Annotated in this window: 11 protein-coding genes; 7 read left to right on the top strand and 4 right to left on the bottom strand. The window is 64.9% G+C overall.

Going from position 1 to position 15777, the window contains the following annotated elements:
* Nucleotides 1-42 precede the first annotated feature (42 nt).
* From FG94_RS12350 to corA, 4 genes are all read left to right on the top strand, one after another.
* Complete coding sequence (locus tag FG94_RS12350) at nucleotides 43-561, top strand: DUF4124 domain-containing protein (protein ID WP_229445932.1); 519 nt, start codon at nucleotides 43-45, stop codon at nucleotides 559-561.
* Nucleotides 558-1631 carry a nitrogen regulation protein NR(II) gene (gene glnL / locus FG94_RS12345; protein ID WP_036211921.1) on the top strand — a complete coding sequence of 358 codons (1074 nt, stop codon included), beginning with the start codon at nucleotides 558-560 and terminating at the stop codon, nucleotides 1629-1631. The genes FG94_RS12350 and glnL overlap by 4 nt, the downstream gene beginning before the upstream one ends.
* A gap of 84 nt (nucleotides 1632-1715) precedes the next feature.
* Nucleotides 1716-3197 carry a nitrogen regulation protein NR(I) gene (gene ntrC / locus FG94_RS12340; protein ID WP_036211919.1) on the top strand — a complete coding sequence of 494 codons (1482 nt, stop codon included), beginning with the start codon at nucleotides 1716-1718 and terminating at the stop codon, nucleotides 3195-3197.
* A 53-nt stretch (nucleotides 3198-3250) separates the two neighbouring features.
* Entirely contained in the window at nucleotides 3251-4219 is a 969-nt protein-coding gene (corA, locus tag FG94_RS12335; protein WP_036211916.1) for a magnesium/cobalt transporter CorA, read from the top strand.
* Here corA and FG94_RS12330 read toward each other — a convergent pair.
* Both FG94_RS12330 and FG94_RS12325 read right to left on the bottom strand, forming a co-directional pair.
* Nucleotides 4216-5019 (bottom strand): EamA family transporter, encoded by an 804-nt coding sequence (locus FG94_RS12330; RefSeq protein ID WP_051996603.1) that lies wholly within the window; start codon nucleotides 5017-5019, stop codon nucleotides 4216-4218. The two genes, corA and FG94_RS12330, sit on opposite strands and share 4 nt — an antisense overlap.
* Nucleotides 5020-5084: 65 nt before the next feature.
* On the bottom strand, nucleotides 5085-6701 hold the full coding sequence (locus FG94_RS12325) for an NAD(P)/FAD-dependent oxidoreductase (protein ID WP_036211913.1): 1617 nt from the start codon (nucleotides 6699-6701) through the stop codon (nucleotides 5085-5087).
* A gap of 999 nt (nucleotides 6702-7700) precedes the next feature.
* On the opposite strand from FG94_RS12325, the gene FG94_RS12320 reads away from it, so the two are divergent.
* Complete coding sequence (locus FG94_RS12320) at nucleotides 7701-10694, top strand: TonB-dependent receptor (protein ID WP_036211910.1); 2994 nt, start codon at nucleotides 7701-7703, stop codon at nucleotides 10692-10694.
* 103 nt (nucleotides 10695-10797) lie between these two features.
* Here the strand turns inward: FG94_RS12320 and FG94_RS12315 are convergent, their stop codons facing one another.
* Entirely contained in the window at nucleotides 10798-11523 is a 726-nt protein-coding gene (locus FG94_RS12315; protein WP_036211907.1) for a 16S rRNA (uracil(1498)-N(3))-methyltransferase, read from the bottom strand.
* 120 nt (nucleotides 11524-11643) lie between these two features.
* Here FG94_RS12315 and tkt point away from each other — a divergent pair, with 120 nt between their 5' ends.
* Together tkt and gap are read left to right on the top strand one after the other, a co-directional pair.
* Nucleotides 11644-13641: a transketolase gene (gene tkt, locus FG94_RS12310; protein WP_036211904.1), complete on the top strand. Its 1998-nt coding sequence runs from the start codon at nucleotides 11644-11646 to the stop codon at nucleotides 13639-13641.
* A 93-nt stretch (nucleotides 13642-13734) separates the two neighbouring features.
* On the top strand, nucleotides 13735-14745 hold the full coding sequence (gap, locus tag FG94_RS12305; protein ID WP_027866900.1) for a type I glyceraldehyde-3-phosphate dehydrogenase: 1011 nt from the start codon (nucleotides 13735-13737) through the stop codon (nucleotides 14743-14745).
* Between the two features lie 146 nt (nucleotides 14746-14891).
* Here the strand turns inward: gap and map are convergent, their stop codons facing one another.
* Complete coding sequence (map, locus tag FG94_RS12300; RefSeq protein ID WP_036211901.1) at nucleotides 14892-15656, bottom strand: type I methionyl aminopeptidase; 765 nt, start codon at nucleotides 15654-15656, stop codon at nucleotides 14892-14894.
* Nucleotides 15657-15777: the final 121 nt, after the last annotated feature.

Raw genomic sequence — 15777 nt, 5'->3', positions numbered from 1 at the left:
GGTCTACAATGCGTGCACGTTTATTGTGCAGACTGATTTCTGATGGGAAAGACAATTAGCCTCTTCCGCCTCATGGCGATGGTGCTTGCCGGCCTGGCGCTCCACAACGGGGCGCACGCGCAGGGCACCGTCTACAAGTGCGTGGACGACCAGGGACGCGTGGAATTCACCGATACCGCTCGCCGCGGCTGCAAGGCCCTCGACCTGCCGGGCTATGCGCCGCCGCCGGCGCCGCGCGCCTCCGCCCCGATCCCGGCCGTGCGCCCGATGAGCCCGGGGCCGGCCGCCGCCGTCAGCCCGGCCAGCTTCCCGCGCGTCGACACGGCCCAGCAACGGGCGCGCGACGACGACCGCCGCGAGATCCTCAACGACGAACTGCGCATCGAGCAAAAAAAGCTGGCCGACCTGCGCCGCGACTTCAACAACGGCGAGCCGGAACGCCAGGGCAACGAGCGCAACTACGCCAAGTACCAGGAGCGGGTAGCCTCGATGCGCGCCGAGATCGGCCGCACCGAGCGCAATATCGAAGCGCTGCAGCGCGAGATCAGCAATATCCGATGAGCGAGCCGGCATCCGCGTCGCGTTTCGCCGGCCTCGACCTGCTGGCATCGAGCGTCCTGCTGCTGGGCCCCGTGGGCGAGGTGCGTTACGCCAACCCGGCCGCCGAGAACCTGCTCGAACTCTCGCTGAAGTCGCTGCAGCGCGCGCCGCTGCCCGAACTCTTTACCAATGGCCAGGAGCTGGCCGCGCTGTGCGCGCAGGCGCTGGCGCACCAGTACGCCGACCTGCGCCAGGACCTGGTCTTGCAGCGGAACGGGCGCGAGCCCCTGCACGTCAACAGCATCGTCAGCGCATTGGGCGAAGACGAACTCCTGATCGAGCTGCGCGAGAATGTCCAGCAGCTCAAGCTCGACCGCGAGGAGCGCATCCTCGACCAGAGCCAGGCCAACAAGGAACTGATCCGCAACCTGGCGCACGAGATCAAGAACCCGCTGGGCGGCATCCGCGGCGCGGCCCAGCTGCTCGAGCTCGAGCTGCCGCCGCAGCACCCGGCCGACCTGACCGAGTATACCCAGGTGATCATCAAGGAAGCCGACCGCCTCCAGACCCTGGTCGACCGCCTGCTGGCGCCGCACCGCAAGCCGCACATCGTCGGCGACGTCAACATCCACGAGGTGTGCGAGCGCGTGCGCAGCCTGATCCTGGCCGAGTTCCCCACGGGCCTGAGCATCCGGCGCGACTACGACGCCTCGATCCCCGAATTCAGGGGCGACATGGAGCAGCTGATCCAGGTGGTGCTGAACATCGCCCACAACGCCGCTCAGGCCCTCAAAGGGCGCATCGCGGCGGGCGATGCCGAGATCGTGCTGCGCACCCGGGTGGCGCGCCAGGTCACCCTGGCCAAGGTCCGTTATGGGCTGGCATTAGATTTGCATATCATCGACAATGGACCGGGCATCGCGCCCGAGATCCGCGACCGCATCTTCTATCCGCTCGTCTCCGGGCGCGAAGGCGGCAGCGGCCTCGGGCTGACGCTGGCGCAGACCTTCGTGCAGCAGCACCTGGGTGTGATCGAGTGCGAAAGCCGGCCTGGACTGACGGATTTCCGGATCCTGCTGCCCCTGCCATAAGCGGGGCTGCAAGGGATGGGACAGGAGCGCCGTGCTCCAAGCCGTGAGTCCCCGAATTATCCATATTGCGGGAACCACGAACACATGAAACCAATCTGGATTGTCGACGACGACGCATCGATCCGCTGGGTGCTGGAAAAAGCCCTGGCGCGCGAAAGCCTGGAGACCCGCAGCTTCGCCAACGCGCAGGATGCGCTGGCCGCTTTCGAGACCGATACGCCGCAGGTGCTGGTGTCGGACATCCGCATGCCGGGCGAATCCGGCATCGAACTGCTCGGCGCCGTCAAGGCGCGTCATCCCGGCCTGCCGGTCATCATCATCACCGCCTTCTCCGACCTCGATTCGGCGGTCGCCTCGTTCCAGGGCGGCGCCTTCGATTATCTGGCCAAGCCTTTCGACATCGACAAGGCGGTGGCCCTGATCCGCCGCGCCCTCGAGGAAAGCCTGCGCGAAGCCAGCGTGGAAGCGGCGCCCGCCGAGACCCCCGAGATCCTTGGCCACGCGCCGGCCATGCAGGAAGTGTTCCGCGCCATCGGCCGCCTGTCGCAATCCAACGTGACGGTCCTGATCACGGGGGAGAGCGGCACCGGCAAGGAGCTGGTGGCGCGCGCCCTGCACAAGCACAGTCCGCGCGCCTCGCAGCCCTTCATCGCGCTGAACACCGCCGCGATCCCCAAGGACCTGCTGGAATCGGAACTGTTCGGCCACGAGCGCGGCGCCTTCACCGGCGCCCAGGCGATGCGGCGCGGCCGCTTCGAGCAGGCCGAGAACGGCACCCTGTTCCTGGACGAGATCGGCGACATGCCTTTCGATCTGCAGACCCGCTTGCTCAGGGTGCTGTCGGACGGACACTTCTACCGTGTCGGCGGCCACCAGCCGGTCAAGGCCAATGTGCGCGTGATCGCCGCCACCCACCAGAACCTGGAACAGCGCGTGCGCGACGGCCTGTTCCGCGAAGACCTGTATCACCGCCTCAACGTGATCCGCCTGCGCCTGCCTTCGCTGCGCGAGCGCAGCGAGGACATTCCGATCCTGGCGCGCCACTTCCTGGTGCAGAGTGCACGACAATTGGGCGTCGAGCCGAAGCGCCTGTCCGAACAGGCGATGCGTTTCCTGGCTGGCCTCGAGTTGCCCGGCAACGTGCGCCAGCTGGAAAACCTGTGCAACTGGATCACCGTGATGGCCCCGGGCCAGACCGTCGAGGTCAAGGACCTGCCGCGCGACCTGACGCAAGTGGCGCCGCTCGTGTCGCCGCTGCAGGAGCCGGGGCCGGCCGGAGTTCCGCAAGCGCCGGCGCCGGCCGCGGCGCCAGTTGCTCCGGGCGCGCCGATGTCGCCCGAGGGCTGGATCGCGCTGCTCGAACAGCAGGCCGCCGGCATGCTCAGCGCCGGCCAGACCGACGTGATGGATACGCTCGGGCGCCAGTTCGAATCGGCCCTGATCAAGACCGCCCTCAAGCACACGCACGGGCGCAAGAACGACGCTGCGATGCGGCTCGGGATCGGGCGCAATACCATCACGCGCAAGATCGTCGAGCTTGGGATAGATGGCGCACGTGACGAATGATTGCAATGGTGTAAGCTGGCACATCACCTGTAGATTTGCCGCTTACACCATTCATGCTGATTAACTGTGTCGCCTACCAGGAAGGCAAGAAACTGTCCGATATCCCGGTCGTGGATATCAGTGAACACCTGAAAGAGCCCGGCACCTTCGTCTGGGTCGCCTTGCGCGACCCGGATGCCGCGGAAATCGCCACCATGCAGGAGGAGTTCAACCTGCACGAACTGGCAGTGGAAGACGCCGCCCGTGGCCACCAGCGCCCCAAGATGGAAGAGTATGGCGACAGCCTCTTCATGACCGTGCACATCGTGGAGCTCGACGGCGACGAGATCAGCACCGGCGAGCTGGCCATCTTCGCAGGACCGAACTATGTGCTGTCGGTGCGGCGCGACGCCAACCGCGGCTTCCTGGGCGTGCGCGCCCGAGCCGAGCGCGAGCCGCACCAGCTGAAGAAGGGCGCGGGCTTCGTGCTGTATGCGCTGGTCGACGCAGTCGTGGACCGCTACTTCCCTGTGGTCGACATGCTCGAATCCGAACTCGAATCGATCGAGGACCACATCTTCGGCCAGCAGGGCGGGCAGCGCGGCAACGTCGAGCGCCTGTATGCGCTCAAGCGCAAGTCGCAGATACTGCGCCACGCCGTGGTGCCCTTGATGGATGCAATCGGACGGCTGCACGGCGGCCGGGTGCCGGGGCTGGTGGTCGAGACCCAGGACTACCTGCGCGACGTCCACGACCACCTGCTGCGCATCCTCGGACGGCTGGACGCGGTGCGCGACACCATCAATACCGCGATCCAGGTGACGCTGTCGATGGTGGCGATCGAAGAGAACGACATCAGCAAGAAGCTGGCCTCGTACGCGGCGATCTTCGCCGTGTTCACGGCCTTTGCCGGCATCTGGGGCATGAACTTCGAATTCATGCCGGAGCTGAAGTGGAAGTATGGGTATCCGGCGGCGCTGTGCGTGATGGCCGGAGTGTGCTTCTATCTGTACCGGCGCTTCAAGAAAGCCGGCTGGCTTTAAACCTTTTTGCCCGCCGTGGCCGCCGCGCCGCCGCAGGCCAGGATCACCAGCAGGATCGCCAGCCACTGCATGCCCGTGAGGCGCTCGCCCAGCACCACCCAGCCGGCCAGCGCCGCTAAGGCCGGCCCGGCGCTGACCAGGATGCCGAACACGCGCTGCGGCAGGCGCGCCAGCGCCGCCATCTCGAGGGAATAGGGCAGGGCGCTCGACAGCACCGCCACCGCCAGGCCGCCGGCCAGCACGGTGGGCAGCAGCAGGCTCCCTCCCGCATGGGCGACGCCCACCGGCACCGTGAACAGCGCCGCCGCCAGCATGCCCCAGGCCACCGCCTGTCCTCCATTGAGATGGGAAACGCGCTTGCCGAACACGATGTACATCGCCCAGCAGAAGGCCGCGCCCAGCGCATACGCCACCCCGGCGGGATCGAGCGGGGCGACGCCTTCGTGCACCGGCGCCAGCAGCCACAGGCCGAACGCGGCCAGCAGCACCCAGGCAAAATCGCGCACGCGGCGCGAGGACAGCACCACCACGCCCAGCGGGCCGACCACTTCGATGGCCACTGCGATGCCGATCGGGATGCGTGCAAAGGCGCCGTAGATCAGGAGGTTCATACAGCCCAGCATCAGGCCGTACACGAGCAGGTTGAGCGCGTCGCGGCGCGCGGGCAGGCTGCGCCAGGGGCGCACGATGGCCAGCATGATGAGGGCGGCCAGGCCGACGCGCACCGCAGTCACGCCCTGGCTGCCGACCAGCGGGAACAGGTGCTTGGCCCAGGCGGCGCCGGCGTTCACCGATACCATCGAGGCCAGGATCGCCAGGCCGGGGCCGAGCGTTCCGCCTCCTGCCTGCGCTCCCGCGAGCGGCTTCACGCGGCCATCGCCAGCGCCACGGCTTCCGCCACGCGGATGCCGTCCACCGCCGCCGACATGATGCCGCCGGCATAGCCCGCGCCTTCGCCGGCCGGGAACAGGCCGCGCGTGTTCAGGCTTTGCAGGTCATCGTCGTTGCGCTTGATGCGGATCGGCGACGAGGTGCGGGTCTCGACGCCGGTCAGCACCGCGTCTTCCTTGTAGTAGCCCTTGATCTGCTTGTCGAAGGCGACGAAGGCTTCGCGCAGGGCTTGAATCGCGTACTCCGGCAGCGAAGGCGCCAGGTCGGTCAGGTGCACCGCCGGCCTGAACGAGGGGACCACCGAACCGAATTCCTTCGACGGAACGCCGCGCACGAAGTCGCCCATCAGCTGGCCCGGCGCGTCGTAGTTGCTGCCGCCCAGCACGTAGGCGCGCGATTCCAGCTCGCGCTGGAAGGCGATGCCGGCCAGCGGGTGGCCCGGGTAGTCCTCGGGCGTGATGCCGACCACGATGGCGCTGTTGGCGTTGCGCTCGTTGCGCGAGTACTGGCTCATGCCGTTGGTGACCACGCGCCCTTCTTCGCTCGATGCCGCCACCACCGTGCCGCCCGGGCACATGCAGAAGCTGTAGACGGAACGGCCATTGGAGGCGTGGTGCACGATCTTGTAGTCGGCCGCGCCCAACAGCTTGTTGCCGGCGTTCGGGCCGAAGCGGCAGACGTCGATCAGCGATTGCGGGTGCTCGACGCGGAAACCGATCGAGAAGGGCTTGGCCTCGACGTAGACGCCGCGCTCGTAGAGCAGCTCGAAGGTGTCGCGCGCGCTGTGGCCGATCGCCATCACCAGGTGGCGGGTGGGGATCTCTTCGCCGTTCGACAGGCGCACGCCCTGCACCTGGCGCACGCCGTTCTCTTCGCCGATGTAGATGTCGTCCACGCGCGTTTCGAAGCGGATCTCGCCGCCCAGCCGGGTGATCTCGGCGCGGATCTGCTCGACCATCTTCACCAGGCGGAAGGTGCCGATGTGTGGCTTGCTGACATACATGATCTCTTCCGGCGCGCCGGCCTTGACGAACTCGGTCAGCACCTTGCGGCCGTAATGCTTCGGATCCTTGATCTGGCTGTACAGCTTGCCGTCCGAGAAGGTGCCGGCGCCGCCTTCGCCGAACTGCACGTTCGACTCGGTATTGAGCTTGCGCTTGCGCCAGAAGCCGAAGGTGTCCACGGTGCGCTCGCGCACGACTTTCCCGCGCTCGAGCACCAGCGGGTTCAGGCCCATCTGGGCCAGGATCAGGGCCACGAACATGCCGCAGGGCCCCATCCCGACCACGACCGGGCGCGGCGTGCCGGGCGCGGGCTTGGCGGCAGGGACGAACTTGTAGCCGGTGTCCGGCGAGGGAAAGACCTGCTGGTCCTTGGCGAGGCGCGCCAGCACGGCGGCCTCGTCGCGCACGTCGACGTCGATCTGGTAGATCAGTACGATCGCCGCCTTCTTGCGCGCGTCGTAGCTGCGTTTGAAGACCGTGAAATCGACCAGGTCGGCGGCCTGGATGCCGAGGCGCGCAAGGATGGCTTCGCGCAGGGCGGATTCGGGATGGTTGAGGGGAAGCTTGAGTTCGCTGATTCGGAGCATAGGAGTCGAGAACGTGGTTGCTGGCAATGCAACAATGAAAGGGAAGGGCCGGGGCCAGGCCGGCCGATCCGCTATTTTACCCAAGAGCCGCCCGCATGGAGGGGTGGAGGCACGGTGTTCGATGTTGCATAAAACAAACACTTGAGCTCCCCCAGCGGTGGGGGAAGCGTGATCGCCGGCCGTCGCTCGGGATTCGCCTGGCGAGGCCGCCTAGGCTGGACCAAGGAGCTGGGCCTGCAGCTGGCCTTCGAGCCGAAGGCACCACATCAACGACAAGGCCGTGTCCTGCAATGCAGGCACGGCCTTGTGCTTTTTATTTCCCCAAAAATGCACCATGACGGGGCCCGCTTGCAGGGCATCGAGCTGGAAGTGCTTTCATTATCGCAGTGGGCGGTTTTATTCCCTGTGAATCGAATGCACCATGGCAGAGCATAGATGAATTTTTCGTCAGTAAGCGATTGCCGGAAAAATCCATTTCGGCGTTACGAGCCATAAATCGATCAAGTTTATGAATGTTTCTCATACGCATAATTGCTGCGCTCAAAGTTTATAAAATTCGGCATGCTCGTGTTGTCATGTAGTAAATTCTGTAATGACGCCAAAAGCCGTGTTTTTATCTGGATTTCCATGATTTCGTCGCACATTCTATGCTGCATCGCCGCAAAAACGGCACTTTCATGCGACAGCCATAAGCAGAAAGCCAAGAGTGTTGTAAGTATGCATATTTCCAACAGATATTATTGACGGCACAACTTTGCCTGTGATTCTATGTGGAAGTTGAGCTGGCACAACCAGTGAAACGAGGAATGAATATTCCTCTTTTTGCCAGTCGGGAGAGAGGTTGGATCCCCGGGGCAGGCAAGCGCCGGACCGTGAATGCAATAACGCGGCCGGTGCGTCGGGGCTCTGCGCTTGCAATGCTCTGATCTTAAAAAAATTAGCTTCTAAAGGAATGGGAGAGTTATGTTGCATACGGTAAAACAAACGTCGAAGGCGACCATGCTGCGTCGTTCGGCGATTTCGGTGGCAATCGGCATGTGCTTCATGGGCGCAGCCCTGGCCGCTGAAACCGGTGGCCTGCGTATCGCCATCACCGGCGCAGGGGGCAAGCCGGTCGCTGGCGCAACGGTGCGCGTCAGCTCGCCGAGCAGCCTGGTCACCAAGACCGGCACGACCGAAGCCGACGGTACCGTCCGTATCGCCGGCCTCGACCCGGCTACCGACTACAAGGTCGAAGTGGTCGCGCCTGGCTATTCGAATTTCGCCGCCACCAACGTCGCCGTGGTCTCGAACCAGAACCCGCTGGTCGCCTACTCGATCGGCGGCGACGCCGCCGGCACGCCGGGCGCGCAGCAGGTCGTGGTGACCGGTTCGCGCCTGGTGCAGGTCGACACCACCTCGGCTACCGTGGGCACCATCCTCAACCTGGGCGTGGTGGAATCGCTGCCGACCGGCCGTAACTACCAGAGCTACCTGCAGCTGGTCCCGGGCGTCAAGCCTTCGGCCGGCGGCAACCCATCGTCGAAATCGGGCGTGAACTACTCCGACATCGGCGGCGCCACCGGCTCCTCGTCGGACAACGTCTACATCCTGGACGGCGTCGACGTCACCGACCCGAGCACCGGCACCTTCGGCTCCAACATCAACTCGGAAATCATCCAGGAACAGCAGATCCTGACCGGCGGCATCCCGGCGGAATACGCGGGCGGTTCGGGCCTGGTCTCGAAGGTGATCACCAAGTCGGGCGGTAACGAATACCACGGCTCGATCAACTACTACTTCCAGAACGACAACCTGGTCGCCGACTACAAGAACTCCGTCTCGTCGGGCTTCTCGACCTACGACGCGGCCGTGACCCTGGGCGGTCCGATCATCAAGGACAAGCTGTGGTTCTTCGGTTCCTACCAGAAGAAGGCGCGCGAGACCGACGTGGTCAATTCGGACACCAACGAATTCATGCGTACCGTCAACCGCGACGACCGCCTTGGCTTCCTGAAGGTGACCTGGCAGGCGACCGAGAACGACCGCCTGGTGGCCTCGTTCTTCAACGACCCGACCGAAACCACCGGCACCACCACCGCCACCACCCTGAACAACCGCGACACCCGTCGCAAGCAGGGCGGCAACAACTACAACGTCCAGTATTCGCGCGACATGGATAACCTGCGCGTGACGGCGTATGCGTTCCGCCATGAAGGCGAAGTGTCGGACTTCGCGGCCGACCCGTCGACGCGCAATACCATCCTGTTCCGTACCCCGCCGTCCCCGACGCTGCGCCAGGTGCAGCTGGGCGGCTTCGGTACCGACACGATCACGGAACGTAACCGTGACGAGATCGGCCTGACCGCCGAGTACTTCTGGGAGACCGCCAACTCGGGCACCCATACCATCAAGGGCGGCTTCCTGACCTCGAAGAACGAGTACTTCGAAGACTCGCGCTACACCGGCACCGAGAAGGCGCAGTACCAGTCGATGAATGCGCCGCAGGGCAACGTCTCGTTCGCCGAAGCGGCCGCCGCCAGCTCCAACTGGACCGGCCGTCCGGTCGTCGTTGGCGACATTCCGCGTATCATCGACGCGATCAACGGATCGTCGGCCACCGACCGCGCCTACTTCTACAGCCTGCTCGACGCGAACCGCGATGGCAGCATCAGCGATGCAGAAGTCCGTGCGATGCGCTTCGGCAGCACCGCCGGCAACCCGCACGGCCAGGTCAACCTGTACCGCATCCGCGAAGCGCAATCCTCGCCCTACACCGTGGAAGCGACCGGCAAGGCCGCCTACCTGCAGGACACCTGGACCAAGGGCAACCTGACCATCGGCGCCGGCGTGCGCGCCGAAGAGTGGACCCACAAGGATTCGAAGGGCAACCAGTCGGCCAAGTTCGAGTGGAAGCTGGCTCCGCGCCTGAACGTGGTGTACGACCCGACCGGCGAAGGCCGCAGCAAGATCTGGGGCTTCCTGGGCCGCTACTACGATCCGATCCGCACCAACATGTCGGACTTCGCCGGCAACCTGACCGGTCCGGTGCAGGAAGAGCAGGTCTTCGTGGGCGACCGTTGGGTGACCTTCCGTACCCGCGGCGGCGAGAAGCAGCCGGATGCCGTGTTCGCGCCGACCACCAAGACGCCGTACACCGACGAGTTCATGCTCGGTTACGCGACCAACATCGGCCGCGACTGGACCGCGTCGATCGCCTACACCAAGCGCCGCACCCGCGACATCCTGGAAGACTACGACCTGGAGCTGTACTCGGATCCGGACAACACGGTCGCCAGCCATGCCGGTCCGGGTTCGCCGTTCTACCTGCCGTACTCGTACTTCGGTTACTCCTCGAAGCCGAACTCGAACTACGTGCTGGGCACGCTGGCCGGCGGCAAGCGTGACTACCAGGGCGTCGAGGTCAGCCTGACCAAGGCCAAGCGCAACAACTGGATGGGTTCGGTGTCCTATACCTGGAACGAAGCCAAGGGCAATACCAACTCGGATAGTAACGCTGACTTCCAGGGTGACTGGGTCGCGCTGGATCCGCGTGCGCCGAACGCCTACGGTCCGCAGCCTGGCAACATCAAGCACCAGTTCAAGGGCTACGGTACCTATTACTTCGACAACGGCCTCGAGATCAGCGGCGTGTTCAACTGGAACAGCGGCCTGCTGTACACCCGTTCGCAGCTGGTGTCCGGCCGCTACCTGCCGGAGATGGACGACGAGTACACCTTCGGCGGTGTGACCGATACCTGGATCAAGGCCGGTTCGATCGGCAGCCAGACCGGCCCGTCGTACTACACCTTCGACATGCGCCTGAAGTACACCTACAAGCTGGCCGGCAGCCAGAAGGTCGAATTCTTCGTCGACCTGTTCAACGTGCTGGACAAGCAGTCGGGTACCGCGGCCCAGGCCCTGGTCAACTCGACCGGCAAGTACCAGTTCGGCCAGTCGAACGCCTTCCTCGACCCGCGCCGCCTGTACCTGGGCGCACGCTACTCGTTCTGATCCAACGAGCCTCAGCGCATGAAACCGGCCCCGCGAGGGGCCGGTTTTTTTATATCCGCGGCAAGCCTATATATAGGCAGGATTTTTTACCGGATGGTAAAAATCACATGCCGTTCCAGAGCCCGTTCAGCATCGCCACCGCCGCCAGCGCCGCGGTTTCGGTGCGCAGCACGCGCGGGCCGACCGACAGGGCGATCGCCCCCGCCTCGATGGCCGCATCTTCCTCTTCGGCCGTGAAGCCGCCTTCCGGACCGACCATCAGGCTCACGGCCTGCGGGCCTGCGGCGCGCGCCCACTCGGCCAGCGAGGTGGTCGCGCGCGGGCTGAGCAGGATGCGCGGCGCGGAGGAGGGCGTGGCGATCCAGCGCCCGAAGTCGATGACCGGGGCCAACTGCGCCAGCCGGTTGCGCCCGCATTGCTCGGAAGCGGACACGATCACGCCTTCCCAGTGCAGGTGGCGCTTTTCCGCGCGTTCGCCCGACAGGCGCACCACGCTGCGGCGCGCCGCCAGCGGTGCGATGCGCGCCACGCCCAGCTCCACCGCCTTCTCGATGATCCAGTCCATCTTCGAGCCTTCCGGCAGACCCTGCGCCAGGGTAATCGGGTAGGGCAGTTCCACGTCGAGCGGTTCATGGGCGCCCAGCAGCGCGCTGGCGCGCCGCTTGCCGATGTCGGCCAGGGTGGCGGCATACTGGCCGCCGCTGCCGTCGAACAGGGTGAGGGCGTCGCCCGGCTGCATGCGCAGCACGTGCAGGTGGTGGGCGACGGTCTCGGGCAGGTCGACGGTGGCGCCGCTCACGAGCGGGGCGGGGCAATAAAAGCGGGGCATGCGGCTCTTTATGGAGAGGGAAAACCTGCATTTTAATTCGGCAGCACCTTGGTCTGCTAAAATACCGGGTTACGGCCTAGCTGCACGCCACCGCTTTCCAATCCAGACCACCGTAAGCTCATGAAATCTACGCAAACCACCACCCTGATGGCCAACGCGATCCGCGCGCTGGCGATGGACGCTGTCCAGAAAGCCAACTCGGGCCACCCGGGCATGCCAATGGGCATGGCCGAGATCGGCGTCGCGCTGTGGGACAAGCACTACCGCCACAATCCGGCCAATCCGGGCTGGTTCAACCGCGACCGTTTCCTGCTCTCGAACGGCCACGGCTCGATGCTGCACTACGCGATGCTGCACCTGGCCGGCTACGACCTGACGATGGACGACCTGCGCGATTTCCGCCAGCTGCATTCGAAGACCGCCGGCCACCCGGAAGTGGGCATCACCCCGGGCGTGGAAACCACCACCGGTCCGCTGGGCCAGGGCATCGCCAACTCGGTCGGCATGGCGCTGGCCGAATGGCTGCTGGGCTATGAATTCAACCGCCCGGGCTACGACGTGGTCGACCACTACACCTACGCCTTCCTGGGCGACGGCTGCCTGATGGAAGGCATCTCGCACGAAGTGGCCTCGCTGGCCGGCACCCTGCGCCTGAACAAGCTGATCTGGCTGTACGACGACAACGGCATCTCGATCGACGGCCGCGTGGAAGGCTGGTTCACCGACGACACCCGCAAGCGCTTCGAAGCCTACGGCTGGAACGTGATCGGCCAGATCGACGGCCACAGCGTCGCCGACGTGTCCGCCGCCATCGAGCAGGCCAAGGGCTCGGACCGTCCGACCCTGATCATGTGCAAGACCATCATCGGCAAGGGCGCACCGAACCTGGAAGGCGGCGACAAGGTCCACGGCGCCCCGCTGGGCGACAAGGAAATCGCGGCAGTGCGCCAGCACCTGCTGTGGGATCCGATCCCGTTCGACATCCCGGGCGAGATCTACGAAGCCTGGGACGCGAAAGAGCGCGGCGCGCAGATGGAAGCCGAATGGAACGCCAAGTTCGAACAATACCGCGGCGCACACCCGGAACTGGCCGCCGAATTCGAGCGCCGCATGAAGGGCGAGCTGCCGGGCAACTTCAATGAAGTGCTGGACGCCGCCATCGCTACCTGCGTGGAAAAGAAGGAAACCATCGCCACCCGCAAGGCCTCGCAGAACGCGATCCAGGCCCTGGCGCCAAGCATGCCGGAATTCCTGGGCGGCTCGGCCGACCTGACCGGCTCGAACCTGACCAACTGGAAGGAATCGGTGGCGGTGCGCTCGGGCATCCCGGGCAACCACATCAACTACGGCGTGCGCGAATTCGGCATGGCCGCGATCCAGAACGGCGTCGCCCTGCACGGCGGCTTCATCCCGTTCGGCGCGACCTTCCTGACCTTCTCGGACTACAGCCGCAACGCCCTGCGCATGGCTGCGCTGATGAAGATCCGTTCGCTGTTCGTGTTCACCCACGACTCGATCGGCCTGGGCGAAGACGGCCCGACCCACCAGTCGATCGAGCACGTCTCGTCGCTGCGCCTGATCCCGAACCTGGACAACTGGCGTCCGTGCGACACCGTCGAATCGCAGGTGGCCTGGGGCGCGGCAGTGCAGCGCAAGGACGGCCCGTCGACCCTGATCTTCTCGCGCCAGAACCTGCCGTTCATGGAGCGTGACGCGGCCGCCATCGCCAATGTGGCCAAGGGCGGCTACGTGCTGCGCGACGCCGCCGATGCAAAAGTGGTGCTGATCGCCACCGGTTCGGAAGTCGAGCTGGCCATGAAGGCCGCCGACGCGCTGGCAGGCGAGGGCATCGCAGCGCGCGTGGTCTCGATGCCGTCGACCGACGTGTTCGAGCGCCAGGACGCCGCCTACAAGGCGCAGGTGCTCCCGCGCGGCATCCCGCGCGTGGCGATCGAAGCCGGCGTGACCGACTTCTGGTACAAGTACGTGGGCCTGGAAGGCGCGGTGGTCGGCATCGACACCTTCGGCGAATCGGCGCCGGCGCCGGTGCTGTTCAAGCACTTCGGCTTCACCGTCGAGAACGTCGTGGCCAAGGCCAAGGGCGTCATCGCGGCGTAAAGTGTTTCAGCGGGCTGCCTCAGGGCGGCCCGCTTGCTATCTGCCTTATCTGCGGTACGAAAAGTTTTTTTTTCTATAATCAGGAGCTAAGCAATGACGATCAAAGTTGCAATCAACGGTTATGGCCGCATCGGCCGCAACATCCTGCGCGCCTTCTATGAAGGCGGCAAGAAGCAAGACATCCAGATCGTGGCGATCAACGACCTCGGCAACGCCGAATCGAACGCCCACCTGACCCGCTACGACACCGCGCACGGCAAGTTCCCGGGCACCGTCACCGTCGAAGGCGACAACATGATCGTCAACGGCGACAAGATCCGCGTGTTCGCACAGCGTAACCCGGCCGAGATCCCATGGGGCGAGCTGGGCGTGGACGTGGTGCTCGAGTGCACCGGCTTCTTCACCACCAAGGAAAAGGCCTCGGCCCACCTGAAGGGCGGCGCCAAGAAGGTCATCATTTCGGCGCCGGGCGGCAAGGATGTCGACGCCACCATCGTCTTCGGTGTGAACCAGGACGTGCTGAAGTCGACCGACACCGTGATCTCGAACGCATCCTGCACCACCAACTGCCTGGCCCCGCTGGTCAAGCCGCTGCACGACGCCATCGGCCTGGAAACCGGCCTGATGACCACCGTGCACGCCTACACCAACGACCAGGTGCTGACCGACGTGATGCACGAAGACCTGCGCCGCGCCCGTTCGGCCACCCAGTCGATGATCCCGACCAAGACCGGCGCCGCCGCCGCGGTTGGCCTGGTGCTGCCGGAACTGAACGGCAAGCTGGACGGCTTCGCGATCCGCGTGCCGACCATCAACGTGTCGATCGTCGACCTGTCCTTCATCGCCAAGCGCGACACCACCGTCGATGAAGTCAACCAGATCATGAAGTCGGCGTCGGAAGGTGCCCTGAAAGGCATCCTGACCTACAACACCGACCCGCTGGTCTCGGTGGACTTCAACCACAACCCGGCATCGTCGAACTTCGACGCGACCCTGACCAAGGTGTCGGGCCGCCTGGTGAAGGTCTCGTCCTGGTACGACAACGAGTGGGGCTTCTCGAACCGTATGCTGGACACCACCGTCGCCCTGATGAACGCCAAGTAATTCCTGGCGCAGCAGTATAAAAAAACCGGCCTCGGCCGGTTTTTTTTATGGGGGTCAGGTCTGACATTCGGACACGAACTCATGCGTTACGCGATCGTACTGCTCAGCCCGTGTCCAGATGTCAGACCTGACCCCGGTCGTGGTGTTCAGGCGTCCGGCCAGGGCGTCAGGATCTCGAAGCCGTTCTTCGTGACCGCCACCATGTGTTCCCACTGGGCCGACAGCGAGCCGTCCGCCGTGACCACGGTCCAGCCGTCCTCGAGCTGGTCGACGTCGGCGCCGCCCAGGTTGATCATCGGCTCGACGGTGAAGGTCATGCCTTCCTTGAGCAAGAGGCCGGTGTTCGGGCGCCCATAGTGCAGCACCTGCGGCTCTTCGTGGTAGACGCGGCCGATGCCGTGGCCGCAGTATTCGCGTACCACCGAGAAGCCCGCGCCTTCGGCCAGCTTCTGGATCGCATGGCCGACGTCGCCCAGGCGCGCCCCCGGGGCCACCTTGCGGATGCCGGCCATCATGGCCTGGTAGGTGGTGTCGACCAGCTTCTTCGCCTGCGGGGCGGGCTCCCCCACGAAGTACATGCGGCTGGTGTCGCCGTGCCAGCCGTCCTTGATCACGGTAACGTCGATGTTGACGATGTCGCCGTCCTTCAATACTTCCTTGTCGCTCGGGATGCCGTGGCAGACCACGCCGTTCACCGAGGTGCACAGGGTCTTGGGAAAGCCGTGGTAGCCGACGTTGGCCGGGGTCGCCTTCTGCACCTTGCGGATGTACTCGTGGCAGCGGCGGTCGAGCTCCTCGGTGGAGACGCCGGGCACCACGTATTCCTTGATCATCGCCAGCACCTCGGCGGCGAGGCGGCCGGACACGCGCATCTTGGCGATGTCCTTGTCGTTCTTGAGTTTGATTGCCATTAGGGTCTTCGTTTTCTGCGCAATCCGCCATGATACTCGCGCCCAATGAAAAATGCCCGCCAGGCTAGCCTGGCGGGCATTGTCGTCACGGGAACCCTTGCGGGTTCCGCGCGCTACACCA

It is taken from the genome of Massilia sp. LC238 (genome assembly GCF_000735635.1).
Taxonomy (GTDB): Bacteria; Pseudomonadota; Gammaproteobacteria; order Burkholderiales; family Burkholderiaceae_D; genus Telluria; species Telluria varians.
Note: the sequence above shows the minus strand (reverse complement) of the source record. Positions and strands in the feature narration are given on the sequence as shown.

Coding starts and splice junctions, on each gene's coding strand:
- FG94_RS12350 (WP_229445932.1), top strand. CDS start 43: ATGGGAAAGACAATTAGCCTCTTCCGCCTCATGGCGATGGTGCTTGCC.
- glnL (WP_036211921.1), top strand. CDS start 558: ATGAGCGAGCCGGCATCCGCGTCGCGTTTCGCCGGCCTCGACCTGCTG.
- ntrC (WP_036211919.1), top strand. CDS start 1,716: ATGAAACCAATCTGGATTGTCGACGACGACGCATCGATCCGCTGGGTG.
- corA (WP_036211916.1), top strand. CDS start 3,251: ATGCTGATTAACTGTGTCGCCTACCAGGAAGGCAAGAAACTGTCCGAT.
- FG94_RS12330 (WP_051996603.1), bottom strand. CDS start 5,019: ATGGTATCGGTGAACGCCGGCGCCGCCTGGGCCAAGCACCTGTTCCCG.
- FG94_RS12325 (WP_036211913.1), bottom strand. CDS start 6,701: ATGCTCCGAATCAGCGAACTCAAGCTTCCCCTCAACCATCCCGAATCC.
- FG94_RS12320 (WP_036211910.1), top strand. CDS start 7,701: ATGCTGCGTCGTTCGGCGATTTCGGTGGCAATCGGCATGTGCTTCATG.
- FG94_RS12315 (WP_036211907.1), bottom strand. CDS start 11,523: ATGCCCCGCTTTTATTGCCCCGCCCCGCTCGTGAGCGGCGCCACCGTC.
- tkt (WP_036211904.1), top strand. CDS start 11,644: ATGAAATCTACGCAAACCACCACCCTGATGGCCAACGCGATCCGCGCG.
- gap (WP_027866900.1), top strand. CDS start 13,735: ATGACGATCAAAGTTGCAATCAACGGTTATGGCCGCATCGGCCGCAAC.
- map (WP_036211901.1), bottom strand. CDS start 15,656: ATGGCAATCAAACTCAAGAACGACAAGGACATCGCCAAGATGCGCGTG.